The sequence below is a fragment of the Brevibacillus centrosporus genome, from assembly GCF_003710815.1.
GTDB classification, from domain to species: domain Bacteria; phylum Bacillota; class Bacilli; order Brevibacillales; family Brevibacillaceae; genus Brevibacillus; species Brevibacillus centrosporus.
In genome coordinates, this window is record NZ_RHHP01000016.1 from 1 (window position 1) to 24,568 (window position 24,568).

At 49.7% G+C, this 24,568-nt stretch carries 24 protein-coding genes; 1 reads left to right on the forward strand and 23 read right to left on the reverse strand.

Annotated elements, in window-relative coordinates; translation table 11 throughout:
- The 13 genes from EDM55_RS15490 to hpf form a co-directional block, all read right to left on the reverse strand.
- On the reverse strand, positions 1–354 hold a 354-nt coding region (locus EDM55_RS15490), incomplete at its 3' end, for a DUF5317 family protein (RefSeq protein ID WP_183191722.1).
- 428 nt (positions 355–782) lie between these two features.
- Positions 783–1,754: an ornithine carbamoyltransferase gene (gene argF / locus EDM55_RS15495; RefSeq protein ID WP_092275564.1), complete on the reverse strand. Its 972-nt coding sequence runs from the start codon at positions 1,752–1,754 to the stop codon at positions 783–785.
- Positions 1,699–4,941, reverse strand: a complete 3,243-nt coding sequence (gene carB / locus EDM55_RS15500; protein WP_122960713.1) for a carbamoyl-phosphate synthase (glutamine-hydrolyzing) large subunit — start codon at positions 4,939–4,941, stop codon at positions 1,699–1,701. Before carB ends, argF begins: the two co-directional genes overlap by 56 nt.
- On the reverse strand, positions 4,934–6,040 hold the full coding sequence (locus EDM55_RS15505) for a carbamoyl phosphate synthase small subunit (RefSeq protein WP_092275558.1): 1,107 nt from the start codon (positions 6,038–6,040) through the stop codon (positions 4,934–4,936). Before EDM55_RS15505 ends, carB begins: the two co-directional genes overlap by 8 nt.
- 147 nt (positions 6,041–6,187) lie before the next feature.
- Positions 6,188–7,372 (reverse strand): aspartate aminotransferase family protein, encoded by a 1,185-nt coding sequence (locus EDM55_RS15510; RefSeq protein WP_122960714.1) that lies wholly within the window; start codon positions 7,370–7,372, stop codon positions 6,188–6,190.
- 13 nt (positions 7,373–7,385) lie between these two features.
- A complete protein-coding gene (gene argB / locus EDM55_RS15515) occupies positions 7,386–8,186 on the reverse strand; it encodes an acetylglutamate kinase (RefSeq protein WP_122960715.1) in 801 nt (266 codons plus the stop codon).
- A gap of 15 nt (positions 8,187–8,201) precedes the next feature.
- Positions 8,202–9,245 carry an N-acetyl-gamma-glutamyl-phosphate reductase gene (gene argC / locus EDM55_RS15520; protein WP_122960716.1) on the reverse strand — a complete coding sequence of 348 codons (1,044 nt, stop codon included), beginning with the start codon at positions 9,243–9,245 and terminating at the stop codon, positions 8,202–8,204.
- A 251-nt stretch (positions 9,246–9,496) separates the two neighbouring features.
- Positions 9,497–9,859, reverse strand: coding sequence for a cytochrome c551 (gene cccB / locus EDM55_RS15525; RefSeq protein ID WP_092275546.1), 363 nt, complete (start codon positions 9,857–9,859; stop codon positions 9,497–9,499).
- Positions 9,860–9,930: 71 nt separating this feature from the next.
- Positions 9,931–10,200: a YciI family protein gene (locus EDM55_RS15530; protein ID WP_092275543.1), complete on the reverse strand. Its 270-nt coding sequence runs from the start codon at positions 10,198–10,200 to the stop codon at positions 9,931–9,933.
- 118 nt (positions 10,201–10,318) lie between these two features.
- Positions 10,319–11,432 (reverse strand): peptide chain release factor 2 gene (prfB, locus tag EDM55_RS15535; protein WP_122960717.1). Its coding sequence is split into 2 segments (ribosomal slippage): positions 10,319–11,350 and positions 11,352–11,432, totalling 1,113 coding nucleotides; the frame shifts between segments, so codons are not numbered across the junction.
- A 118-nt stretch (positions 11,433–11,550) separates the two neighbouring features.
- On the reverse strand, positions 11,551–12,003 hold the full coding sequence (locus EDM55_RS15540; protein ID WP_092275537.1) for a hypothetical protein: 453 nt from the start codon (positions 12,001–12,003) through the stop codon (positions 11,551–11,553).
- A gap of 246 nt (positions 12,004–12,249) precedes the next feature.
- Entirely contained in the window at positions 12,250–14,772 is a 2,523-nt protein-coding gene (secA, locus tag EDM55_RS15545; RefSeq protein ID WP_122960718.1) for a preprotein translocase subunit SecA, read from the reverse strand.
- Between the two features lie 210 nt (positions 14,773–14,982).
- Positions 14,983–15,543 carry a ribosome hibernation-promoting factor, HPF/YfiA family gene (gene hpf / locus EDM55_RS15550; RefSeq protein WP_092275531.1) on the reverse strand — a complete coding sequence of 187 codons (561 nt, stop codon included), beginning with the start codon at positions 15,541–15,543 and terminating at the stop codon, positions 14,983–14,985.
- Between the two features lie 211 nt (positions 15,544–15,754).
- Here hpf and EDM55_RS15555 point away from each other — a divergent pair, with 211 nt between their 5' ends.
- A complete protein-coding gene (locus EDM55_RS15555) occupies positions 15,755–16,807 on the forward strand; it encodes an HD-GYP domain-containing protein (RefSeq protein ID WP_122960719.1) in 1,053 nt (350 codons plus the stop codon).
- Positions 16,808–16,860: 53 nt separating this feature from the next.
- Here EDM55_RS15555 and cspD read toward each other — a convergent pair whose 3' ends face one another.
- The 10 genes from cspD to EDM55_RS15605 form a co-directional block, all read right to left on the reverse strand.
- On the reverse strand, positions 16,861–17,058 hold the full coding sequence (gene cspD, locus EDM55_RS15560) for a cold-shock protein CspD (protein ID WP_055746341.1): 198 nt from the start codon (positions 17,056–17,058) through the stop codon (positions 16,861–16,863).
- A 93-nt stretch (positions 17,059–17,151) separates the two neighbouring features.
- Positions 17,152–17,832 carry an amino acid ABC transporter permease gene (locus EDM55_RS15565; RefSeq protein WP_170184488.1) on the reverse strand — a complete coding sequence of 227 codons (681 nt, stop codon included), beginning with the start codon at positions 17,830–17,832 and terminating at the stop codon, positions 17,152–17,154.
- A 79-nt stretch (positions 17,833–17,911) separates the two neighbouring features.
- On the reverse strand, positions 17,912–18,709 hold the full coding sequence (locus EDM55_RS15570; protein WP_122960720.1) for a basic amino acid ABC transporter substrate-binding protein: 798 nt from the start codon (positions 18,707–18,709) through the stop codon (positions 17,912–17,914).
- A 292-nt stretch (positions 18,710–19,001) separates the two neighbouring features.
- Positions 19,002–19,805, reverse strand: a complete 804-nt coding sequence (locus EDM55_RS15575; protein ID WP_122960721.1) for an OmpA family protein — start codon at positions 19,803–19,805, stop codon at positions 19,002–19,004.
- Positions 19,798–20,607: a motility protein A gene (locus EDM55_RS15580; protein WP_122960722.1), complete on the reverse strand. Its 810-nt coding sequence runs from the start codon at positions 20,605–20,607 to the stop codon at positions 19,798–19,800. The genes EDM55_RS15575 and EDM55_RS15580 overlap by 8 nt, the downstream gene beginning before the upstream one ends.
- Before the next feature lie 156 nt (positions 20,608–20,763).
- Positions 20,764–21,126 carry a hypothetical protein gene (locus EDM55_RS15585; RefSeq protein ID WP_122960723.1) on the reverse strand — a complete coding sequence of 121 codons (363 nt, stop codon included), beginning with the start codon at positions 21,124–21,126 and terminating at the stop codon, positions 20,764–20,766.
- Positions 21,119–21,499, reverse strand: coding sequence for a flagellar export chaperone FliS (gene fliS, locus EDM55_RS15590; RefSeq protein ID WP_122960724.1), 381 nt, complete (start codon positions 21,497–21,499; stop codon positions 21,119–21,121). The genes EDM55_RS15585 and fliS overlap by 8 nt, the downstream gene beginning before the upstream one ends.
- A 16-nt stretch (positions 21,500–21,515) precedes the next feature.
- A complete protein-coding gene (gene fliD, locus EDM55_RS15595) occupies positions 21,516–23,030 on the reverse strand; it encodes a flagellar filament capping protein FliD (RefSeq protein ID WP_122960725.1) in 1,515 nt (504 codons plus the stop codon).
- A 13-nt stretch (positions 23,031–23,043) separates the two neighbouring features.
- Positions 23,044–23,385, reverse strand: a complete 342-nt coding sequence (locus tag EDM55_RS15600; RefSeq protein WP_122960726.1) for a flagellar protein FlaG — start codon at positions 23,383–23,385, stop codon at positions 23,044–23,046.
- Positions 23,386–23,445: 60 nt separating this feature from the next.
- A complete protein-coding gene (locus tag EDM55_RS15605; RefSeq protein ID WP_122960727.1) occupies positions 23,446–24,519 on the reverse strand; it encodes a glycosyltransferase in 1,074 nt (357 codons plus the stop codon).
- Positions 24,520–24,568: the final 49 nt, after the last annotated feature.

The following is a 24,568-nucleotide window of genomic DNA, read 5'->3' on the forward strand; positions in this document are numbered from 1 at the left end:
AGCTGCGAAAGTTGAGTTAATAATTGGTTCTAGATCATACGGCAGCTTCTTTGCCTGTTCTAAATCAATTGGCATCTTCCCACCATTTGTCCATATTGCAATGGCATTTAAAAACCAACCGACCATAAAAATTCTCATGTCTTCATATTTTCGATTAAACAGTAAAAAAGCCAAGATAAGCACGTATGCTGCTGAAATGAAGATGCCTCCTAGTGAGTGAAAAAGCGCGGAACAAACTTGGAGTCCAATACTTATAGCTAAAAGCCATATCTTGTTAAATTTTGGGAATTCTCTGATTCTTCCCTTCCGAATCAGCGCAACTATAAATGATAAACAGATTACATCTAATAGCATTTGGCTTTCCTCCAAGGGTTGAAGAAAAAACACCACTCATCAAAGCGGTGTTTCTTCCATGCAATTATTAGCCAATGTTGAAATTTGCAGATGTAGCTGCTACGATAGCTGCCACCATCAAGATTGCTGCGACCCATTTTTTCATATATATTTCCCCCCCTTTAAAATAGTGGAGAAAGCTGGCTTCGCTACTGGTCATAACCCAGGGGCCAAGCGACCATTTACAGCCCCTGCGCGTCTTTCCTTTTCTTACGAGAAAAGGGCGGATTCGCTACTGGCTCCATACGGACCAAGCGACCAAATACAGTCCGTACTTCTTCGCGACTTTCATACCTATATTTTACACATAAGTGACAAATTTCGGCAATCAAATATTCATAGTTTACTAGATTTTATCTATAAATAGTTCTTTTGAATTAGCCCTTTACTCACACTAGCGCGGCAAGAATCGCTTTTTGTGCATGGAGGCGATTTTCTGCCTGATCGAAAATGAAGGAGCGAGCTCCGTCAATCACGCCGGCAGTCACTTCTTCCCCGCGGTGAGCAGGCAAGCAATGCAGGAACAAATAGCTCGGATCTGCCTGTGCGACCAGCTGTTCGTTGACTTGGTAGTTCGCGAAGGCTTTCAATCTGACTTCATTCTCTGCTTCAAAGCCCATGCTGGTCCAAACGTCGGTATACACCGCATCCGCTCCTGCAACCGCTTCGGCTGGGTCATACGTCACAGTCATGTTTCCGCCGCTTTGTTTCGCGTATTCTGTCGCTTTTTGAACGATTGCGGCGTCCATTTCATAGCCGACCGGGGTCGCTACGCGCACGTCCATTCCCAAGAGGACCGCTGCCAGAACCAGTGAATTTGCTACGTTGTTGCCATCGCCGACATACGCCAGCTTGATTCCCTTCAGCTTGCCTTTATGCTCCCAGATCGTGAGCATGTCAGCCAAGGCCTGGCAAGGGTGGTACAGATCGGTCAGCCCGTTGATGATCGGGATGGATGCATGCTCTGCCAGCTCTTCTACATAGGAGTGGGAGAACGTGCGAATCATGATCGCATCTACATAGCGGGATAGCACTTTCGCTGTATCGCTGATCGGCTCACCGCGTCCCAGCTGCAGTTCTTTTCCGCTCAGGAACATACCCATGCCCCCCAGCTGATACATCCCTACTTCGAAGGATACGCGGGTACGGGTAGAAGCCTTGTCAAAAATCATTCCCAAGGTCTTGCCCTGCAGCGGCTGGAACGGCTGTCCCAGCTTTTGCAGTTGCTTGATGTGAGCGGCCAGATGCAGCAGCTCCATCAGTTCTTCCCCGTTAAACTCGTCGATTCTGAGCAGGTCCTTTCCTTTATGCTTGCTGAGCGGCAAGTTTGGAAAGTGTTCCAATATCTTCACTGGCTGCATGCGAGCCACCTCTTTTCTCAAGAATGGATTTCACGTACAAATCAAAGGTTTCGACTGCTGAGAACAGCGGTACACCGTGCTGCACCAGACGACCACGCAGGGCGAATCCGGTACGGCCATGACGATTTCCGATCGTCGCTGTGATCAGGGCAAAGGCTGCTTTGTCTTTTTGCAGCAGTTCGTTCAGTTTTGCCTCATTTTCGATGACATGACTGACTGTTACTCCGGTCTCTTGCAGCCATGCTGCTGTTCCGGCTGTCGCTGCCAGCACGCCCCCCTCTGCTTGAAGCTGTGCTAGCGTTTTGCTGATATCTGCCTGCTTGTCGGCGTCTTTTAAGGACGCAATCACCAGATGGCCTGCTTTCCAGTCACCATAAAAATTATCTTTGAATGCGAATGCCTTGCCAGCCGCTTCCGCAAAGGAGCGCCCGAGGCCGAGCACTTCGCCTGTCGATTTCATTTCTGGACCTAGGACAGGGTCTACGCCGTTCAGCTTTACCGTTGAGAACACGGGAGCTTTAACGACCGCGAAAGGAATATCCGGCAAGAGTCCTGTACTGTATCCCATATTCGCCAATTTCTCACCCAGTTGTGCTTGAACAGCCAGTTGAACCATCGGGATTCCTGTTACCTTGCTCGTAATTGGAACCGTACGGGAGGCACGCGGATTCACTTCCAGCACGTAAACCGTGCTTCCATCGATCACAAACTGGATGTTGATCAAGCCAACCGCTCCCATTTCTTTCGCGATTGCCTCGGTATAGCTCGCGATCTTCTGCTTGATCTCATCTGACAAGCCAGGAGCCGGGAACAGAGCCACGCTATCGCCGGAGTGAATTCCGGCTTTTTCAACATGCTGGAAGATTCCTGGGATAATGACGCTTTCGCCGTCGCAAACGGCATCCACTTCTGCTTCGCTGCCCGGAACGTATTTGTCCACCAGCAGCGGGAAGAACGTCTTGCTGTCAGGATGATTCAACCAGCCGTTGATCGTCGCCGCAAGCTCAGTGAGGTCGTGAACGACAACCATCCCTTGACCGCCGATTACGTAAGACGGGCGCATCAGGACAGGGAACCCGATTTCTTCTGCGATCGCAGTTGCGTCCTCCAGCGAGGAAACGCCTTTCCCCGGGATGTGCGGGATGTCCAGCTTGCGCAGCATTTCATAGAACAGCTCGCGGTCTTCCGCACGCTCGATAGCCGACAGGGACGTTCCCATCACTTTCAGACCGGCTTTTTCCAGCTTGGCTGCGAGATTGATTGCTGTTTGGCCACCGAACTGCACCATCACGCCTTCTACCTGCTCGCGCTCTGCGATATGCAGGACGTCTTCCACATGGAGTGGTTCAAAGTACAAGTGGTCCGCTGTTTCATAGTCCGTACTTACTGTTTCCGGGTTGTTGTTTACGACAACAGCAGCGATCCCGTTCTTTTGCAATGATTTGGCTGCGTGCACGGAGCAGTAGTCAAACTCAATTCCTTGTCCGATCCGGATGGGACCAGAGCCGAGCACCATGACTTTGCGGCCTTCCAAGGTAGCCACTTCATCTACACCCTGCCAGTCGGAATAATAGTACGGCGTTTGCGCATCGAACTCGGCTGCGCATGTATCTACGATTTTGTAGGTCGGGGCAATGCCTGCCTGATCGCGCATCCCTATGATTTCAGCCGACGTGCGTCCGGCCAAAGACGCGATCGTCTCATCCGCAAATCCGCGGCGCTTCGCTTCCAAGAGCAATTGCTCAGGCAGTTCGGTGCCCTCGCAGCATGCCAGCTCGATTTCCAGATCGATGATTTTGCGAAGGCTGCGCAGGAAGAATGGATCAACCCCGGTCAAGCTGTGAAGCTCTTGCTCGGTGAAGCCTTTGCGAATGGCTTCCGCGAATACGAACAGGCGAATGTCTGTCGCTTCCTGCAGAGAACGAGACAGCTCTTCTTTTGACCAGGTCGTCATCTCCGGACGGGACAGATGCGTGCAGCCTTGCTCCAGGGAACGTACTGCTTTTAAGAGCCCTGCCTCCAGATTGCGTGCGATCGACATGACTTCCCCGGTCGCCTTCATCTGTGTACCCAGCTTGCGGTCAGCCAGCGGGAATTTATCAAACGGGAAGCGCGGGATTTTTACGACGATGTAGTCCAGCGCTGGCTCGAAGCTTGCGTATGTGTAGCCCGTAATCGGGTTCAGCACTTCATCCAGACCAAAGCCCAAAGCCAGCTTTGCAGCGATACGGGCGATCGGATAACCCGTCGCTTTGGATGCGAGCGCACTGGAACGGCTCACCCGCGGATTTACTTCGATCAGTACATAGCGATCCGATTTTGGATCCAGGGCGAACTGAATGTTACAGCCACCGACAACGCCCAAGGAACGAATAACCTTGGTCGAAACGCTGCGCAGCATTTGGTACTGGCGATCTGTCAGCGTCTGGGAGGGGGCTACGACGATACTGTCCCCTGTATGAATCCCCACTGGGTCGAGGTTTTCCATATTACAAACGATGATGCAGGTGTCATTGGCATCCCGCATGACCTCGTATTCGATTTCTTTCCAGCCTTTTACGCTGCGCTCGATCAGCACTTGGCCGATCGGGCTAGCCGCGATACCGCCAGCCGCTACTTTGCGCAGAGTAGCTTCATCCTCAGCGATCCCTCCACCTGCTCCGCCCAATGTATAGGCAGGACGCACGATGACGGGATAGCCGATGGAATTTGCAAAAGCAATAGCCGCATCCACGGATTCAACGGTGTCGCTTTCCGGTACCGGCTCGCCGATTTGTTGCATCAGTTGTTTGAACAGCTCACGGTCTTCCCCGTTTTGAATGGCAGCCAGCGGTGTACCCAGCAGTTCTACGCTGTACTTTTCGAGGACACCCGCTTCTGACAAGGAAACAGCCAGGTTGAGACCGGTTTGACCGCCCAGGGTCGGCAGCAGGCCGTCTGGACGCTCCTTCGCGATGATCGCTGTCACGGATTCCACCGTGAGCGGCTCCAAATATACTTTGTCAGCTACTTGTTCATCTGTCATGATCGTAGCTGGATTATTATTCACCAGGACGACTTGCACGCCCGCTTCTTTCAGAGAGAGGCAGGCCTGTGCGCCCGCATAGTCAAATTCTGCAGCCTGACCGATGACGATCGGGCCAGAACCAATAACCAGCACTTTATGGATGTGGGACAATTTAGGCATAATTCTTCGCTCCTACTACGCGCATCGACTGCAAGAATTGGTGGAAAATGTGTGAGGTATCGCTAGGTCCGGGATGAGCCTCCGGATGGAACTGCACAGTGAAAACGGGCAGGCTGAGATGACGAAGTCCTTCGACTGAGCCATCGTTGACGTTGCGATACGAGACAGCCAGGTATCGCTTATCCAGCGCTTCTTCTTTGACCACGTATCCGTGATTTTGGGAAGTCAGATAGACTTTTCCGGTCATAAGCTCTTTCACCGGATGGTTGCTGCCACGGTGGCCGTAAGCGAGCTTCTCGGTCTTGCCGCCATACATGAGCGCCAGGACCTGATGCCCCAAGCAAATTCCCAAGGTTGGGTATTGCTCGACGGCTTTGCGCCACTCACTGCAATAAGCGAGCAAATGCTCCGGGTCGCCAGGGCCATTGGAGAACATCAGGCCGTCTGGCTGCAGCGCTTTAATCTGAGCAAAATTCGTGTCAAATGGCACTACAGTCACGCGGCAGCCCATCTCCAGCAGGGAATCCAAAATGGATTGCTTCATGCCGAGATCGACCAGTACGACGTGCTCCCCAGCTCCGGGGTGACGCTCGACCTGCTGGCTGGATACGTTTGCGACCAGCGACTTTTTCGCATGCTTGTAACGCATCGCGACGACTTCCTCCACCGCTAGCGGATGGTCGGACATCACGCCAAATACCGGACCGTTTTGGCGTACGCGCTTGGTGATCGTCCGTGTATCGATTCCAGCCAGGATCGGGAATCCGAAATCCTCTGCAGCTTCAGCCAGCGTCTTGGTCGATTCGTAGTGACTCGGCTCCAGACAAAGCTCACTCACGATCATTCCTGTCAGGGCAGGCTGTGCGGCTTCGTAGTCTCTTTCGTTAATGCCGTAATTTCCGATCAATGGGTATGTGAATGTAACGATCTGCCCTGCAAAGGAGGGATCAGTCATCACTTCCTGGTATCCTGTCATTCCTGTATGAAAAACCACTTCGCCAAAACCTGTGATAGGCGCTCCGTACAACGTTCCTGTGAATACTTCCCCGCTCTCAAGCGTGAGATAACCGATACCAATTTCTTTTTTCTCTCTGCTCATCTATGAAAGCCACTCCTCTCCAAAGGGCACATCTAACGAAAATTTATGCAACTCTTTGTATTAATATACATTTGTAATTATAAAAATGCAACGAGTTTTTTGTCCTTTCTCACCCGTTGCATTTTTCCAATGCACACAATATTTGTTTTAGGACTGCGCCAGACCCTCGCTCAGTGCAGCAACCGCTTGCTTGATTTCTGCCTCGGTCGTAATAAAGGATGGCAGCAGACGAACTACATTCGGGCCTGCCATCAGGAGAATCACTCCCTTTTGCTCCCTGGCGTAGTTCACGGCATTGGCTGCAGGAATCGACAGCTCTACACCGAGAAGAAGTCCTTTTCCGCGAACGGTTGCCACTTTATCTGGATACTGCGCTCTAAGCTGCTCCAGCTCCTGAATGATCAGGCTGTTGATTTTCGCCACTTTCTCCAATATGTTTTCTTCTTCCATCGTATCCAGTGTAGCGATTCCTGCTGTCGTCGCGAGTGGGTTGCCCCCAAAGGTGGTGCCATGTGTACCTGGGGCAAAGGCTTCTGCCACTTCTTTCGTCGCTACTACTGCACCGATCGGGAATCCACTGCCGAGACCTTTTGCCAGCGAAATGGCATCTGGCTTCACATCATACTGCTGGAAGGCAAACCACGTGCCCGTGCGTCCAATACCGGTCTGAATCTCATCTACCAGCAGGAGCAGTCCATGCGTATCGCACAGCTCGCGAAGGGCTTTGACCCACGCTTCTTCTGCTGGATGCACGCCTCCTTCTCCTTGAACCAGCTCCAGCATGATCGCGCATGTTTGATCTGTGATAGCTGCCTTGACTGCATCCAGATCGTTGTATGGTACAGTGACAAACCCTTGTGGGAGAGGAGCGAAGCCGTCTTTTACTTTCTCTTGCCCTGTCGCTGTGAGCGTAGCCAGCGTACGACCATGGAAGGACTGTTCAAACGTAATGATTTCGTAGCGTCCTGTCCCTTTTACTTTTTGTGCGTAGCGGCGAGCCAGCTTGATCAGTCCTTCGTTTGCCTCGGCACCGCTGTTGCAGAAAAAGGCTTGGTCCAGACCGGACAGGCGGCTCAGCTTTTCTGCGAGAACGCCTTGCTGGGGAACATGAACCAGATTGGAGCAATGCCACAGCGTATCGAGCTGTTCATGCAGCTTGGCCGTTACCTTTGGTGGAACATGGCCCAAGGAAGTTACGGCGATACCGGAAGTAAAATCGAGATATTCCTTTCCTTGATCGTCCCAGACCTGATTGCCTTGTCCTTTCACCAGACTAATCGGCCATCGTGCATAGTTATTCATAAGATGCATGGGTGCTGTAACCGTACTCATGGAAAATCCCCTCCTATTGTGGTTGAATCACGTTCATCCGCACTGTGGTTCCGACTGCTTCTCCTGCGCTGACTGCCAATAGGTCCTCAGCTGTTCCCCGGCAAATAACGACCTGATTGACGCCTTGGCTCAAAGCATCCAGAGCAGCCTGAACCTTCGGAATCATTCCGCCAGTAATCACGCCATCTGCGATCATCTGATGGATCTCGTCTGCGCTCGTTTCCTGTACCAGCTCTTTGCTGCCATCTGGCAACGGTCGCAGAATACCTGGAACATCTGTTACCATGACCAGCTTCTCGGCCGACAGCGAAGCCGCGATGGCTCCTGCTGCAATATCTGCATTCACATTAAAGGCATCGGAGCCATCTGCGCTCACAGACAGAGGCGCGATGACCGGAACATAGCCTTGACCGAGGATCGCCAGAGGAATGGTTGTATCCGCTTGCTTGACCTCGCCTACCCATCCGAGTGGCTTGGTCGTCTTTTCCGCGATCAAGGTCTGACCGTCGATCCCGCTCGCTCCCCAAGCCTTTGCCCCTGCTTGCGTCAGTCGCCGCACCAGCGCTTTGTTAATGCTCCCGCACAGCACCATTTCTACCACGCGCAAGGTATCCTCGCAGGTCACGCGCAATCCATCCACAAACTGCGGTGTGATTTGCACCTTATCCAGCATCCCGTTGATAGCCGGTCCGCCGCCGTGAACGATGACGATTGGTTTCCCCTCGCCTTGCAGCTTGGCAATGGCTTGAAAGAAGGTATCCGGCAGCTGCTCCATCGTCGAGCCGCCGCATTTGATGACGATAATTCCCTCCATCCTCTTTCCTCCTCTTTACGGGAATACCGGCACGAGCGGCAGTCCAGCTTTCTCTGGAATTTGGAACATGACGTTCATGTTTTGGAGCGCTTGACCTGCTGCTCCTTTGACCATGTTGTCAATGACAGAAAGGACAATGACGCGACCCGTACGTTCGTCTACATGCACCGAGATATCGCAGTAGTTGGAGCCCAGCACTTCTTTGGTATGGGGATGGGATCCTGCCGGGCGTACGCGTACAAAAGGCTTATCCGCATAAGTGGCTTCGAAAAGCTCTTGAGCCTGCGCCTGTGTCACTTTTGTTTCCAGCTGACCATATGCCGTTACCAGAATCCCGCGGGTCATCGGAACCAAGTGGGGAGTAAATTGCACGAGTGATGCTATACCCGATTGTTTTGCCAGCTCCTGCTCAATTTCAGGTGTATGCTGATGTTTCGCAACCTTATAGGCATGAATGCTCTCATTGATTTCACTGTAGTGTACCCCCATAGACAAGCCGCGTCCCGCTCCCGATACACCGGATTTCGCGTCGACGATCCAGCTGTCCGGCTTCACCCATCCTTTTTGCATCAGGGGGATCAAAGCCAGCAAGGTAGCAGTCGGATAGCAGCCAGGATTGGCGACGAGCGATGCTCCTGCCACTTGCTCGTAGTTCCACTCCGTCAAGCCGTACACCGCTTTTTCCACCCACTCTGCTGGGGCGGGCTCTTTCTTGTACCAGTTCCGGTAGGCATCGGCGCACTCCAGTCGGAAATCCCCCGACAAGTCGATGACCTTTGTACCACCGAGCTTCATCAATTGCGGAGAAAGATCTGCACTTACACCCGCTGGAGTTGCCAGGAAAATGACATCGTTATCCTTGCTCATGCTCTGCGCATCGATTGGCGCCAATTTCGGCAGCCCCAGTCCGCTCACGTGCGGAAACGTTTTTTCCAACGACTCTCCTTCGGCTGAGCTTGAATACAAGTTGGCTATTTGCACATGAGGGTGTCCCGCCAGCAAGCGAATCAATTCCGCTCCACCGTAACCGGTAGCCCCAACAATCCCGACCCGAATCATAGATCTCTCCCCTTCTCCGCTGAATTCTCTGTATTTTTATACATGAATAATAATAAAAATTCATGGAGAATACAACCCTAAAAACCGGAAGAACGTAAGAAAACCTCTATCGAGGCCAATTCAAGAAGGAGCGACCGCGTTTTAGCGGAAAGTTTTCATGCGCTCCGGAATTCATAAGCCTAAAGCTTATAAATTCCTATACGTTGAAAAAGCGCCCGATATGCTCGGACGCTTCCTTGGATCGAACCTACTTATTTCTTATCTGCCAGCCACGCTGCCAGTGTTTCTGCATCGGCACCCTTTACCAAACCGGGGGGCATGGCGCCTTTACCGTTATTCAAAATTTCCAAAATCTGATCTTTGCTCAGCTGCCCGCCAACTTTTTGGAGATTCGGACCTACAGCACCTTCCAGAGTTTGACCGTGGCAGCCTGCACAAGTATTTTTGAACAAGGCTTCCGCAGTTGCTGCATCGTAGCTACCCGATGGAGCAGTCGTGGACGGTGTTTCGGTAGAAGGCTGGTTGGCCGGCGGTTGTGCAGTGTTTCCTCCGCCACAGGCACTTAGCGAGAATACGAGTACAGCCGCAACCACAAACAGTGATGAACGTTTCATGGGCTGTTTCCTCCTTTACTAGATAATTCTTCGCTAAGTATGCCTCATAGCTCCCAAACTCATTCCTTAAATTACGTCAGCGGCAGCTCCAGTGGGCTCCATTCACGCAGTTCCAAAGTACGCGCTCCTTCCGCAACTACCGGATCTGCTTCTGCCAATTTCCGTGCTTCCTCCAGGGAAGACGCCTTGTAAATGACGAGGCCTCCCTCTTTATCGGTGAAAGGACCTGCCATAAAAACCTTATCCTGCTTGTACAAGTCGTTGAGGTATTCCAGGTGGGCAGGTCTTACTTTTGCATTCAGTTCTTGATTGATAATCGGTAAAAACGCTACATACAACATGAGAATCGCTCCTTTGTTTGGGTATGCATTCATTCCTTTAATCAAATTACCACTTTGCCGATAAGATAGCCAAACAAAAAAAAGCGGCAGGATGCACCCTCGCCGCTTTACCCTTTGATTACTGTTTAATTTGAGATCTCAAGTAACCGTCGATGAAAACGTCAATCTCCCCGTCCATGACCGCTTGCACGTTGCCTACCTCTACGTTGGTGCGGTGGTCCTTGACCAGGCTGTACGGGTGGAAGACATAGGAACGGATCTGGCTGCCCCATGCGATGTCTTTTTGCTCACCCTGAATGGCTGCCATCGTTTTTTCCTGCTCTTCCCGTTTGCGCTCAAACAATCGTGCTGTCAGCATTTTCATCGCACGCTCACGGTTTTTGATCTGCGAACGCTCTGTTTGACACGTCACGACGATACCCGATGGCAAGTGGGTGATCCGGACTGCGGAGTCGGTCGTATTGATGTGCTGACCGCCGGCACCACTGGAACGATACGTATCGATCTTGAGGTCCTCCGAGCGAATGTCGATTGCATTATCGTCTTCAATTTCTGGAAGAACGTTGCAGGACACAAAGGAAGTATGCCGACGTCCGGATGCGTCGAATGGCGAAATGCGTACGAGTCGATGAACCCCTTTTTCTGATTTCAAATACCCGTAAGCATTATGTCCTTTGATCAAAAGCGTCACGCTTTTGACACCCGCTTCGTCCCCTGGAAGATAGTCCAGGGTTTCCACCTTGAAGCCTTTGGCATCGCCCCAGCGTGTATACATGCGCAGGAGCATGGATGCCCAATCCTGAGATTCCGTACCACCCGCGCCAGGGTGCAGCTCCAGGATTGCATTGTTCTTATCGTACTGATCGCTCAGCAGCAGTTCCAGCTCAAAGCTCTCAAAAGCTTTCCTCAGCTCTTGGGTGCTGTCGTACAAATCCTGAATGAGGGATTGATCTCCTTCTTCAATGACCAGCTCGAGCATTAGCTGTAGGTCTTCGTATTGGGAATCAAGCTTGCCCATTGTTTCCACTAGACTTCTCACGGCGTTCAGTTCACTGATGGTTTTCTGCGCTGCATCGTTGTCATCCCAGAAATCTGGTGCCAGCATGCGCTCTTCCAGTTCCCCGATACGCTCCTCTTTTACTGGGAGGTCAAAGAGACCCCCTGATATCTGCTAAACGCTTAGCCATACTGGACATCTCTTGTTTGATGTCCGCAATATCGATTAATGCCATGTTGCGAATCACCTTCTCTTCTGTAAGCTATGTTTATTGTATCGTAATTTGCCAGATCCGCAACCTGACTTCAGTGCCAGATAGGGGGAAGGTGATTGGTTTTTCTGTTTTTAGCCACTCAGCGAGCCGGTGGTGATGGCGAGGAGCGGAGATCTCGGATTTCTCTGGAGGCTGTCCCCACCTGATTTGCCTTCACCAGTGTTAAATGGCCGCCTCGCGATGTTGTCGCTCGTTTTTTACCGGATGTATGTTTATTCACTTTTTTGTATTCGTTTTTCACTTCTATTGGTTGCCCGGTTTTTCCTTTGTCTGTGAGTACCTTGGGATCAACCACAAAGGCGTTCATCCAGAGCGTCTGCGGAATTTCTGAAACGACTCTTTCTTCAGCAAAGACTGCGTCCCTTGCCGTAAACACCTCGATTGGCTTTTTGTGGGATTGCTCCTCTTTTTCACTGATGATTTGTACCGATCTATTTTCTTTTCCTACACGCAGCACCGCTTTTAATGTACCGGCAATTCGCTCCAGGATGCTTACTGCTTGTATGCCCATCACGTTGACTGACGCCTTCATTGTTCATTCCCCCGTCATCGTGTATTTGGAAAAAAGTGTTGTACCTATGATTCTATGGTTTTTACAAATCTTTTCCACTAGAATCGTTCGATGGCTTTTTCCAGTGTTAGACAAATCGACGTGCCGATGCCGACGAGGAACACAGGATCGGGACGAACGCTGTCTATGCAGGAGGGATTGAAGCAGAAAAAAACATCCCTTCCGCAGCTTTCGCTGTTTGGAAGGGATGCTTTGGCGTTTGGGCCATTATTGATTGCGCTTGTTGCTGCGGCGGCGCTCCTGCTCCTGTGCACGGCGCTGCGCACGGTTTTTCGGATCGGCATCACCGGAAGTCTCATCGTCAGGACGCTCCGATGGTCCAGAGGTTTGGAGCTGGCTTGGATCCATGCCTTGCCCGCGAATGACATCCTGGCGCTCCAGGTTTTGGCTGACTTCTGCCTTCATGATATACATAGCCACTTCTTCCTCCACAGCAGCCACCATGGATTGGAACATTTCGTAGCCCTCGAATTGGTACTCGCGCAATGGATCGTTTTGACCGTACGCGCGCAAGTGAATCCCTTGACGCAGCTGATCCATCGCATCGATGTGATCCATCCATTTGCTGTCGACCGCACGCAGGATGACCACTTTTTCAAATTCGCGAATCATATCGCCAATCTCCGCTTCACGCTGTGCGTATTGCTTGGCGACTTCGTTTTTCAGCAGCTCCATGATTTCTTCCGCTTCTTTGCCTTTCAGCATTTTTGCGGTAATCGTTTCGTCGTGCAGGAAGGTATTGTTGGCTGCATCCGCCAGAGCTTGCAAGTCCCAATCCTCTGGTACCTCTTCTTTTGGACAATGCAGCTCGACATTGCGCTCAAGCACGCTGTTCAGCATGCCAAGTGCGATCTCGCTGAGGTTTTCCTGCTCCAAAATGTCGCGGCGCTGCTTGTAGATCACCAAACGCTGCTGGTTCATGACGTCGTCGTACTGCAGGACGCCTTTACGAGCATCGAAGTTGGAGCCCTCTACCCGTTTTTGAGCGGATTCGACAGCGCGTGTAACGAGACGGCTCTCGATCGGCATGTCTTCTTCCATGCCCAAGCGGTCCATCATGTTCATGATGTTGTCGGCACCAAAGCGGCGCATCAGCTCATCCTGCATCGACAGGAAGAATTGAGACGAACCCGGGTCCCCTTGACGGCCGGCACGACCCCGCAGCTGGTTATCAATACGGCGGCTCTCGTGACGCTCCGTACCGATAATGTGCAAGCCGCCCAAATCAGCTACACCTTCGCCCAGCTGAATGTCCGTACCACGACCTGCCATGTTGGTTGCGATAGTAACTGCACCGTATTGACCGGCACGTGCTACGATCTCTGCCTCGCGCGCATGCTGCTTGGCGTTCAAGACGTTGTGCGGAACACCTTTTTGCTTCAGCATCTGAGACAGACGCTCAGAGTTTTCAATGGAAATGGTACCGACCAGAATCGGCTGGCCTTTTTTATGGCGCTCTACGATGTCGTTCACAACCGCGCGATACTTGGCTGCCTCTGTTTTAAACACCAGGTCTGGCAGGTCGATACGCGCTACTGGTTTGTTCGTTGGGATCACAACAACATCGAGCCCGTAAATCTTCTTGAATTCTTCTTCTTCCGTTTTCGCCGTACCGGTCATACCGGACAGCTTTTGATACATACGGAAGTAGTTTTGCAGGGTAATGGTCGCGAGCGTCATGCTCTCGCTTTGAACGCGCAGACCTTCCTTGGCTTCAATCGCTTGGTGCAGACCATCGCTATAACGACGTCCCACCATCAGACGACCTGTGAACTCGTCAACGATCACAACTTCGCCTTCCTGAACCACGTAGTCTACGTCGCGCTTGAACAGCACTTGTGCTTTCAAAGCCGCCGTGATGTGATGGTTCAGCGTCATGTGCGCGGTGTCATACAGATTTTCGATATTGAAAGCTTGCTCGACCTTGCTGACACCATCATCTGTCAAGGAAACGATTTTCAGCTTTTCATCAATCGTAAAGTCTTTGTCTTGCTCCATGCGTTTGACGAAGTGCGAGCAAATGTAGTACAGCTCTGTCGAACGATTCGCAGAACCCGAAATGATCAACGGGGTACGCGCTTCGTCGATCAGGATGCTGTCCACTTCGTCTATGATGGCGTAGAACAGCGGACGTTGTACCATCTGTTCTTTGTACAGCACCATGTTGTCACGCAGGTAGTCAAAGCCGAATTCATTGTTGGTACCGTAAGTAATATCGCACGCGTAGGCTGCCCGTTTTTCTTCGGCATCCAGTCCATTTTTGTTCAGACCAACGGTGAGTCCCAAAAAGTTGTACAGCTGACCCATGATGGTCGAGTCGCGCTCCGCCAAGTATTCATTGACGGTTACAACGTGAACACCTTTTCCAAGCAGGGCATTGAGATAGGTAGCCAGTGTTGCTACCAGCGTTTTCCCTTCACCGGTCTTCATCTCGGAGATGCGTCCTTCTTGCAGGACCATACCACCGATCAGCTGAACGTCAAAGTGCCTCATGCCGAGAACCCGTTTGGATGCTTCCCGAACGACGGCAAACGCTTCGTTCAAAATCTTGTCCAGATCCTCTCCGTTTTGCAGGCGCGCCTTAAATTCCACTGTCTTTTCACGCAGCTGCTCGTCAGAGAGTGCCGCTATGCTTGGTTCCAGCGCATTGATGGATTCTACGCGCTTAAACATTTTTTTGACTTCGCGCTCATTGCTATCGCCAAAAATCTTTTTAACGAGTCCTAACATGAGGACACCCCTTCCATATGCTCCCTAAACAGACCGAACCGCCTCTTTATAGGAGTGCTCAACGTATCCCTGAAGCAGGAATACCGATTCTCCGAAATTCAACTCTCTCTAAAAATCTATTTTAACAAATTGTTTCACATATACACAAGTAAAGGGAGTTGCCAATAGCAACTCCCTAGTCTTATACGAGTGATTTGAGATAAAGTTTCGTTATTTCGGTTCAATCAAACCGTATCGGCCGTCATTTCGGCGATACACCACGCTCACATCGTTCGTGTCGCTATTCTGGAAGACGAAAAAGCTGTGCCCCAGCATATCCATTTGCATCACTGCTTCATGAGCATCCATCGGTTTTAAATCGAATCTTTTCGTGCGGACGATGTTAATGTCCACGTCTTCTTCCTCGCTGTCTTCGGCAAGCGCTACTGCAACTTGCTGATTTTCACGCTGAGGCTGCTTGCTAATAGTATCCACCCTCAGTTGTCTCATCAGCTTCGTTTTGTGCTTGCGAATCTGGCGTTCCAGCTTTTCTACCACAAGATCGATAGCAGCATACATATCCTCGTGCGTTTCCTCTGCCCGGATAATTACCCCGCCGAGCGGGATGGTTACCTCGATCGTGCCTTCTCCTCGATGTACTCTCATCGTTACATGGACATCGGTAGGCTGTGGTGTTTCAAAATATTTTTCGAGACGGCCGACTTTCTTTTCCACATACTCTCGAAGTGCTGCGGTGACTTGAATGTTTTCTCCACGAATGTTAAATTTCATGGTTCCAACCTCCTTCCGTCTAGTTAAGAATATTCGCCGTCCATGTAAATAATCCTCCTGTTTCCCATCAAATAATGATACGAAATATTTACAATACGTTAATAATCGACAGAATTTTACCAATACTTACTATGTTCCCTATGATATAATACCCTAGTAGTCACTCTACTCATCATATTTCGCGGTCGTATATCGCACAGGAGGAATCCTCATGGCAGAGGTGAAACCTTCCCATTCTCTTATCGGAGCAACACTTGCACAAGACGTTAACAATGAGTACGGCCTGCTGCTCCTGCCCGCCGGAGCAGTACTGCATCAGAGTGACATACGGCTGCTAGAAGCCCATCAAGTCCAAAACATCCACATCTCGGATCACGGTTCGGAGCCGGAGATGCCTCTCCCTGTTTTGCATTGGAGTGAAGTCCAAGCAGCACGTCAATACGTGCAGGCCGTGCAGCAAACAAAAGGCTTATTCCAACAAATCGCCTCGGGCACAGTCCCGCCCTTGAAGCAATTTAACGATGCTTTTTATCCTTTGCTCGATCAAGTATTGCAGCGCTGGGGTTTTCTCCGCTTCATTTACTTAAAAGAAGGAACGGATAACTATACGTATCGCCATTCTTTGAATGTCGGCATCGTTGCCGCTCTCATAGGAAAGCTGCTAGGGAGATCGGAGCAGGATATTTACTTTCTGGGGCAAAGCGGTCTCTTGCACGATGTCGGAAAAATGATGATTCCCGATGAGCTGCTGAACAAGCCAGGACGTCTGTCTGATGCAGAATACGCGATCATGAAGCAGCACACAAAATACGGATACAAGCTGCTTCAATCCATGGAAGATGCCAGCGAGCTGATGGCTCTGTGCGCGTTATTGCATCACGAGCGCATGGATGGCACCGGTTACCCGCAAGCTCGAAGCAATGACTCGCTTCCCTTTGAATGCCAGATTATCAGTGTCGCAGATGTGTTTGATGCCATTTGTACCGACCGCGTCTATCGCAGAGGCACTTCGCCTTTCGAAGCCGCCCATATCTTATGGGAACAGGCCTGCACGGGCAAGCTGAACCCTTTAATTGTATCTCGTTTTATTCATTACATCGTCCTGTTGTACGTCGGCTCCAAGGCCGTTTTGAGCAACGGGGATGACGTCGAAATTATTATGATTCATACTGACGAGCCCATGCGTCCTCTGGTGCGACGCGGAGAGGAATTCCTCGATTTGCGGCAGCACCGCCAGTTACATATTCATAAAATGATCAGCTGATATACTAATCCCCCTGCACCCAACTTTGGGCCAGGGGGATTTCATGTGTTTTTCTACAATTTGACCACGTTAGCTGCTTGTGGACCTCGATCGCCTTCCACAATATCAAATTCTACAGCTTGGCCCTCTTCCAGACTACGAAAACCGTCTGATTGGATAGCTGAGAAGTGGACGAATACATCATCACCACCCTCCCGCTCGATGAAACCGAAACCTTTTTCTGCGTTAAACCATTTTACTTTGCCTTGCATGAAACAGCACAACCCTTTCTTTTGCAAAAAATTAGGATAAGTATCCTGCAGCGTTCGTTCCTAGTTTACCCAAAACGGCGACAGTCATTCCCTTTATTTAGGAGTATATCTTTTCTCCAGTCCTCTCACGACTACGCGGGAGAGGAACAAGGTAAGCACCAGGTAGATGGCCCCTGAGGTGAGATACGGCGGAAAGCGCTCGAAGGTGTTTTTGGCGATGTTGAAAGCGGCATAGCCGAGCTCTGGTGTCGAAATGATAGCCAGCAAGGAAGAATCCTTCAGTAACGCGATAAACTCATTTCCGAGCGCGGGCAGCATGCGTAAAAATGCTTGGGGTATGGTAATTAACCGCATGGCCATTCCCTTTGTCATTCCCAGCGATCGTGCGGCTTCCATTTGACCAGGATCAATCGATTGAATCCCCGCTCGAAAGATCTCCGCGATATAAGCCGCCGCGTTCAAGGTCAGGGCTACAAAACCGGAAAAGAGAGCTTCCGGTACTTTTGCTTCCGGAAAAAACAGTCCCCAAATGCCTGGAATCACAGCCGTGTGGATCAAGAGAATCTGAAGAAATAAGGGCGTGCCGCGAAACAGCTCTACATAAATGGCGGCTGGTGCTTTCAAGTAAATCTTATCCGACATCTTTCCCAAACCGATGAACAAGCCCAGGATCGTCCCGCAAATGACCGCAACCGTTGTCAGAAGAACTGTATTCCATACACCACGTATAAATAATTCCCGATAATCATAAACTACGCTCCAATCCAAACCCATTCCTCCTTCCAAAAGGTCATCCGAGCACAAGGAACGGGTACGCCAATAGACGCACCCGCCTCGGGGCTATTTTCAGCCATTACTGACCGAAGTACTTTTCGTTGATTTCTTTCAGCTTGCCGTTTTCTTTAATCGTTTTCAGACCTTGGTTGATTTTGTTCAGCAGGTCTGCATTGCCTTTTTTCACCATGATGCCATAGTGTTCAACCTCGAACGAATCGTCCTTGATCAGCTTGAACTTTTTGTCTTTCACTTTTTTCGCATAATCCTGCAGAACGGCATTGTCAGCCACAACCGCATCCACACGGCCCACAAAGAAATCGTCCACAGCGGATGGCGTATCGTCGAAGCCTTTAATTCCTTCATACGTATCGCCAAAGGCTTTTTTCACAACCTGCTCACCTGTCGTTGCCGACTGTACCCCGATCTTCTTCCCCTTCAGATCAGCCAGCTTGGTAACCGTCGTATCCTCCGGCAGAAGAATCAGCTGGTTTGCATCAAAGTAGGGCTCCGAGAAATCATATTTTTGTTTACGCTCATCTGTAATCGTCACTGCGGATATGCCCAAATCGACATTCCCTTTGTCAATGCCATCAAACAAAGGATCCCAACCGGTGTTCTTCACTTCGATCTTGAAGCCACCTGCATCTGCAACTGCTTGAATCACATCAATGTCAAAACCGGTGATTTTGTCCGCTTCCATTTTTTCAAATGGCGGATAAGCAGCGTCCGTACCTACCACATATACTTTGCTGTCCCCTGCTGGCGCTGCAGAACCACCTGATGCTTGCTGACCACCCGATCCACAAGCTGAGACCAAAAGTCCCACCCCAACGGTCAACGCAAGAGTTGCCAACCACTTTTTCCCGATCTTCAACTGTAAAACCCCCTTGATTCTATCTCTGTGTGTACAGCTTTTCCCCAACATTATCCACAACCAAATAACGTGTTTTTTGCGTTCTCCACAGAGTTGTCCACATTATCCACATGCGGTTGTGCACAAGCTGGGCATAACTATTTCCCGGTCGCAAGGCGCGATTTTGCGAGAGAGCGGCACCTACATCGAACGGAAAATGGTCAGAAAAAAAGAAAGATTCCTGTCAGATATACTTCTATCTGATACACAGGAATCCTTCTCAAAATCCGATATATTTGCAGAAAAATATGAATTATTCTTTTTCCGCTAAAATGATAATCTCTACTCTGCGATTACGAGTGCGGTTCTCCTCGTTTGAATTATCCACTAATGGCTTGGATTCTCCCAGTCCCGCCACGGTAAATCGGGTGGACGGCAAACTGTACGCATCAACCATTTCCCGCATTACTGCAATAGCGCGTCCTGTGGAAAGCTCCCAGTTTGTTTGGTAAGCACTATGGGCAATGGGCGTATCATCTGTATAGCCCTCGATCCTCACCCGGTTGCCAAAACGCTGCAATACCCCAGCAACCGTCCCCACAACCTGCTTCCCTTGGTCCTTTAGCTCAGAGGATCCGCTCGTAAACAAAATGCTTACGGGCAGACGGATACGCAATCCCTCTTCTGTCTCTTCGAAATCGAGATTCAGTTCTGCCAACGCGGAGGAAAGCTGCGTTCGGACTGTCTCCATATCGCGCTCAGCAGCGTCTTTCTCCTGCGAACCAATGGGTGGCGGGGGCTTCACTGCCGAAGCAACATCTGGGTTGTCCTGTTCTGTGCCCGTCAGCGACTTTTTCTGCGCTTCCAGCTGATGCACTTCCCGCTGCAGCTCCAGTTTTTGCAGATTCAAGAGATCCAGGCTCTCATGCACCTGCTTGAGGGTCGCCTGCTGCTCCACGCTTTCCTTTCGCACCTCTTCACGCTGCGATTGGATGTTGTTAGCCTGGGATGCGGCAATAATCACCACGATGACGAACAAGAGAGTAATCAGATCGCTGTAGCTGAGCAGCCAGCTTTTCTCCAGCTCCTTTTCATCGTACAGACGATCATCATGCATAGCGATCCTGCCTTTCAATCGTTCCTTTCGTACTGCCCGCCTCTTTGATCAACACCAGCTTCTGATCACCTGGCAGGAACGAATTCAATTTCTCGAACAGCAAGCGCGGCGTTTCCATCCGCTGCAAGCCGACACAGCCTTCGATAAACAGCCGCTTTTCAAACATTTCCCGGTCATAGATATCCATCATGCGGTAGTAGCATGGCAGAGCCAGCAGGTTGGCCAGAAGCGCTCCGTACAAGGTCGCAACCACGGCCGCGCTCAGACTGTGTCCGGTCACGCTAAAGTCGGAGAGGGACTTCAGAACGCCTGTCATCCCAAGCAAGGTACCAACCAGCCCCATCCCAGGCGCCAGCAAGCTGATGAGCCGGAAAAAGCCCGCAGACTGCTGGTAGCGGTACTGCTCTCCTTTCAGCTCGTTTTCCAGAATAAGTCGCAGCTCGTCCTCTGGAACACCCTCGATCGCGAGCAGGCTGCCGCGCTGAACGAACGAGTCTCTTTCTTGCTGGAGTTCCTTTTCGAGCGCGATATATCCCTGTTCTTTCTGGACGAGCGCGTAATAGTAGAAGCGCTTGATGGTCTCCTCGACGTTGCTCTCACGGCCGTGGATGAGCAGATTTATGATTTTTTTCAGATCCAGATGCTTGCGCTTGATCGCAAACGAAATGATCACCGAGAGCGCGACCAGCTCGATCGCGGTCGGATTTATCAAATCAGCGAGGCTGCCGTTCAGGTAGACCGCGTGGACGAAGATGAGCAGGACGGCCCCGATCAGGAGCAGCGAGCGGCGTTTTGTGGACAATGGTGTCACCTTCCTAGTTTTTTCAACAGATGTTTCCAGTATAGCAAATGGAGGGAGGATGGAGAGAGAGGCGAAAACCTTGTAAAGGAAAGCAGTTGGAGTAAAATGAAAAAAATCAAGGTGCCTAATGAAATCTACAGGCACCTTGTTAAACTTTTATCCCAAATCATTAATAAAGATCGGATTATGCTGTTGATTTTGATTTCCGTATGATCTATTAAAATGCTTTGCCTGATTTATTTTTTTGATCTCATTTTTAATGAATAAAAATTCATCACTCATCAACTTACCCAAGGCTTCGTTTGCTTCATGAAAATTTGCCGCATCCCTCAAAACCGCTTTCAGGTCCGGGAATTGTGCAATAAGTGCTACCGCTTCATCTCTTTTTGTCAGAATGTCTTCCAGGAGCGGATGAAGAACTCCCTGCTCGTCTACACAAGAAACATTCATGGAAAGAAACTGTTCGGTTTTTGTGGCGATCTCGTCAATTAATAAAGCAAACTCCTGCTTGTTATCCATTCGCTTTTTCCCTTTTAGCTGCCTCTACCCATACTTCCCGGTAATCCGTCAGGAATTTGAGTACTTCCTGAAGCGGTTCAGGATCTTTTCTGATATTGCCTTCTGCCAGCCTGTGGTTCATATACTCGTATAAGGAGAGCAGCTGTTTGCTGATCGGATAGGAAAAATCCAATGTAGCCATAAGTTCATCAAAAATATTCTGGACGCGAATATTGTAATTATGCGCATCTTGGATATTTTTTTCTTCCATCGCTTGAATGGCAAGTTTGGTAAACTTGATCGCTCCATCATAGAGCATCAAAAGAAGTTTGGACGGAGAAGCGGTCTCTACGGAGTTTTTCATGTATGGATTTCTTACGGCGTATTGATTCATAAGTTTTCACTATCCTTTACCCTAAGCCTATTTGGGACATTTGACTCTGGTATTTTTGCATGGCCTTTTCCATAGCAGTAAACCTTGCATAGTAGGCATTTTCTCTAGAATTGAGGGTGACTTCCCAATCAGCCATCTTCCGGCTAATATTTCTCATCTGTTTGCCCAGACTGCTCTCGTCTTCTTCTGTGCTGGAATAACCCGCTTTTTCTTTGATTGATTTAATCGTTGCTGTCACCGAATCATAAAGACGGTAGGCAAGCCCCTTTTCCTCATCAACCGTGGAACTGTTTGTAAACATGCTGACAACCGCATCGGGATCATTCTCCAACGCTTGGCGCAGCTTGGTTTCATCGACGGTAAGAATCCCCTTGTCCCGCCAGCTTGTGGTGGAAATACCTATGGATCCCAGTGTTGTATAGGTGCTAGATCCTGTTGCTGTAAACTCTGTAATGGTGGCTGATTTCAGATCGTTTCGCATCTTGCTCAAGGTACTGTCCCGATATAACATACCTTTTTTGGCTTCTTCATCCCAGAGTTTCGCGTCGTTTTCGGTCATGTCATTTCGCTGTTCTTTGGTCAACGGATTGTAATTGCGATTATGCTTTTCATCGTATTCCGTGTTCATGAGTGTCAATGTGTCATTGAAGGATTGGATAAAATCCTTGATATTGGTCACCATTGCATCCACATCGCGTTTGGCATTGATCGTCACTGATGCATCTTTTGTCTTGGCCGTGATTTTCAGCCCATTGACATTGAAGTCGTTGGTATTGCTTTTCATAGTAATTCCGTTGACTTGAATTTCTGCTCCTTGTGCTATTGTTACTGTAGCTGGATCTATTTTCAGTATTCCAGTAATAAAGCTTGTCGTATCACCTACCGTACCGTCAGTAAATGTAATCTGATTCCCGTCCTTGTTGACGCCATTGACCAGTCCTTCCGTTTTGGACTGAAGATTGATCTGGCCACTGTTTTTGTCAAATACTGCCGTTACACCTGCCTGGCTGTTGTTGATTTTGCTGATGACATCATTCATCGATTCCTTGTCAGCATCAACCGTGATTTCTACACCGTTGATTTTAAAGGAATAATCGACAGCATCCGTACCGTCCGAAGTCAACGCACCGGTAAGGGAGCTGCTTTGAGAAGCAAGCGACTTGGTAGGGTCAAATGTTGGATCTTTAATGAGTGTCCCGCTGGTTACGCTCGATCTCGTTGCAACCTGATTAACCTTAACAGTGTAGCTAGCAGCAGTTGTAGAGGGGGTAGTAGAAACAGAGACTCCACTAGTGTCCCCTGTAACTTCCGCTGTCATTTTGTTTATGGTAGAAGTCAGCTTGAAGCTGGAGGCCTTCTTTTGCAGTGCTGCCAGCTGGGTATTTACCTTCAAGTAATCTTCCCGCTTGTATTGGAGGGTGTACTTTTTCTGTTCAAGCTTGTCCATTGGGGCACGTTCGGCCTTCATCAATTTCGTAACCAAGCTCTCAATATCCAGGCCGGAAGAAAACCCTGATATACGCGTCGGCATTTATGTCACTCCCTTATAGTTTCTTATCCACAATTAATCCTGTTCGCTTCATCATGCCGGAAACCATGTCCAAGACTTTTTCCGGCGGAACCTCTCTGATCAGCTCACCCGTTTTTTTGTCGAAAACCTTGATTATGATGCTGGGCAAATCTTTATGTACAGAAAACTGCAAGTAGGTGCTGCCATCAAACAAATCCCGTTGATCTTTATCCACGTCTGGTATTTCTTGTTGTTTGTCTGGATTCCGATTCGGATCTGCCGTTTCTTTCGCGGCTCCCGGCTGTTGCTGACCTCCTGAAGGATTCCATTCAGATAGATACGGATTAACACGCCCGCTGCTCTCGATTCGGTCCAATCAAATCTCCCCCAAAGCGAATTGGTTTTCTATTTGATTATCGACATTTCAGCCAACTTCTTACATGTTTTTCTTTAGAATATTTCCATATTCTATTAAACGTTCGGCAGATGGTCGATAACCAGCATCAGCTGCTCTGGAGTACCAGTCGATTGCATTTTTTTTCTGCCCATACACTTCATAAAAGACACCCAGGTTGTGATAGGCTCGATACGTTCCTACGCCATCAACAGTCGAGTACTTTTGCGTCTCCCCGATTTCTACGCATTGCAGGAAGGCCAGCTCCGTATTCTCCAGCAATCCAGCTTCTAGAGAGAGCAAGCCCATCAGGAAAAACAAATCGGGGTAATCGGGGTATGTGTCGATGAAGTCCACCAGTAACTCCAGCGCTTCCACGCTGCGTCCCGCATGCTTCAGCGTGTAGCCGTGCAAGACAAGCATGGCGGGAAAATAGAGGGATTTCTCCTCTCCATGTTCCATGCATTTCTGAAAGTATTGGATCGCTTCGGAATAATCTCCTGTAGAATACAGCAGCTTTCCGATTTGATACAGCAGATATCCATCTTCCCCGCGAGTTTTGAGTTCTTTTTCATATAGTGTTAGATAAAACTCTTTTTTGTTTCGTTTTTCATACCGCTCTTTTTGATAGCCGACATGCCAAATGACAAGAGAGGAGGGACATCCGGAGACTTGCTTGCCGTCTCTATGAATGCTTTCGTGGATGGCGCCTTGGAAACAGAGCTCGGGATCATTCGGAAACACCCGTACAACACGATGCGTAGAGATTTCACCATCCAAGTCGTTCTTACACAGTACCTGCAAGGGAACATGAGGATTCTCTTGCAAAATCGCTTCCAACTCTTCACGGGAAGACAAAAGTCTTTCGTCAGCGTCCAAAACTAGGATATGTGTACCTGTAGCCTCCGACAATGAGGCATTACGAGCCGCGGAGAAATCATGATTCCACGCTAGCTTTTTGATCTTCGCCCCATATTCTTTCAATATGTCAAGCGTCCGGTCATTCGACCCTGTATCAACAGCGACGATTTCCGACACAATCCCGCTTACGCTTTCCAGACACTCACGCAAAACTTCTTCTTCGTTTTTCACGATCATACAAAGGCTAATTCTCATGTGAACACTCCCTGGCACTAAATAAAGAGCGGAGTACGATAAATTATGA

Coding starts and splice junctions, on each gene's coding strand:
- argF (WP_092275564.1), bottom strand. CDS start 1,754: ATGCAGCCAGTGAAGATATTGGAACACTTTCCAAACTTGCCGCTCAGC.
- argB (WP_122960715.1), bottom strand. CDS start 8,186: ATGGAGGGAATTATCGTCATCAAATGCGGCGGCTCGACGATGGAGCAG.
- carB (WP_122960713.1), bottom strand. CDS start 4,941: ATGCCTAAATTGTCCCACATCCATAAAGTGCTGGTTATTGGTTCTGGC.
- EDM55_RS15565 (WP_170184488.1), bottom strand. CDS start 17,832: ATGGGTTTGGATTGGAGCGTAGTTTATGATTATCGGGAATTATTTATA.
- cccB (WP_092275546.1), bottom strand. CDS start 9,859: ATGAAACGTTCATCACTGTTTGTGGTTGCGGCTGTACTCGTATTCTCG.
- EDM55_RS15605 (WP_122960727.1), bottom strand. CDS start 24,519: ATGAGAATTAGCCTTTGTATGATCGTGAAAAACGAAGAAGAAGTTTTG.
- EDM55_RS15555 (WP_122960719.1), top strand. CDS start 15,755: ATGGCAGAGGTGAAACCTTCCCATTCTCTTATCGGAGCAACACTTGCA.
- EDM55_RS15540 (WP_092275537.1), bottom strand. CDS start 12,003: ATGAAGGCGTCAGTCAACGTGATGGGCATACAAGCAGTAAGCATCCTG.
- fliD (WP_122960725.1), bottom strand. CDS start 23,030: ATGCCGACGCGTATATCAGGGTTTTCTTCCGGCCTGGATATTGAGAGC.
- EDM55_RS15585 (WP_122960723.1), bottom strand. CDS start 21,126: ATGGATAACAAGCAGGAGTTTGCTTTATTAATTGACGAGATCGCCACA.
- cspD (WP_055746341.1), bottom strand. CDS start 17,058: ATGCAAGGCAAAGTAAAATGGTTTAACGCAGAAAAAGGTTTCGGTTTC.
- secA (WP_122960718.1), bottom strand. CDS start 14,772: ATGTTAGGACTCGTTAAAAAGATTTTTGGCGATAGCAATGAGCGCGAA.
- EDM55_RS15575 (WP_122960721.1), bottom strand. CDS start 19,805: ATGCATGATGATCGTCTGTACGATGAAAAGGAGCTGGAGAAAAGCTGG.
- EDM55_RS15510 (WP_122960714.1), bottom strand. CDS start 7,372: ATGAGTACGGTTACAGCACCCATGCATCTTATGAATAACTATGCACGA.
- fliS (WP_122960724.1), bottom strand. CDS start 21,499: ATGAATCAATACGCCGTAAGAAATCCATACATGAAAAACTCCGTAGAG.
- EDM55_RS15505 (WP_092275558.1), bottom strand. CDS start 6,040: ATGAGCAGAGAGAAAAAAGAAATTGGTATCGGTTATCTCACGCTTGAG.
- hpf (WP_092275531.1), bottom strand. CDS start 15,543: ATGAAATTTAACATTCGTGGAGAAAACATTCAAGTCACCGCAGCACTT.
- argC (WP_122960716.1), bottom strand. CDS start 9,245: ATGATTCGGGTCGGGATTGTTGGGGCTACCGGTTACGGTGGAGCGGAA.
- EDM55_RS15530 (WP_092275543.1), bottom strand. CDS start 10,200: ATGTTGTATGTAGCGTTTTTACCGATTATCAATCAAGAACTGAATGCA.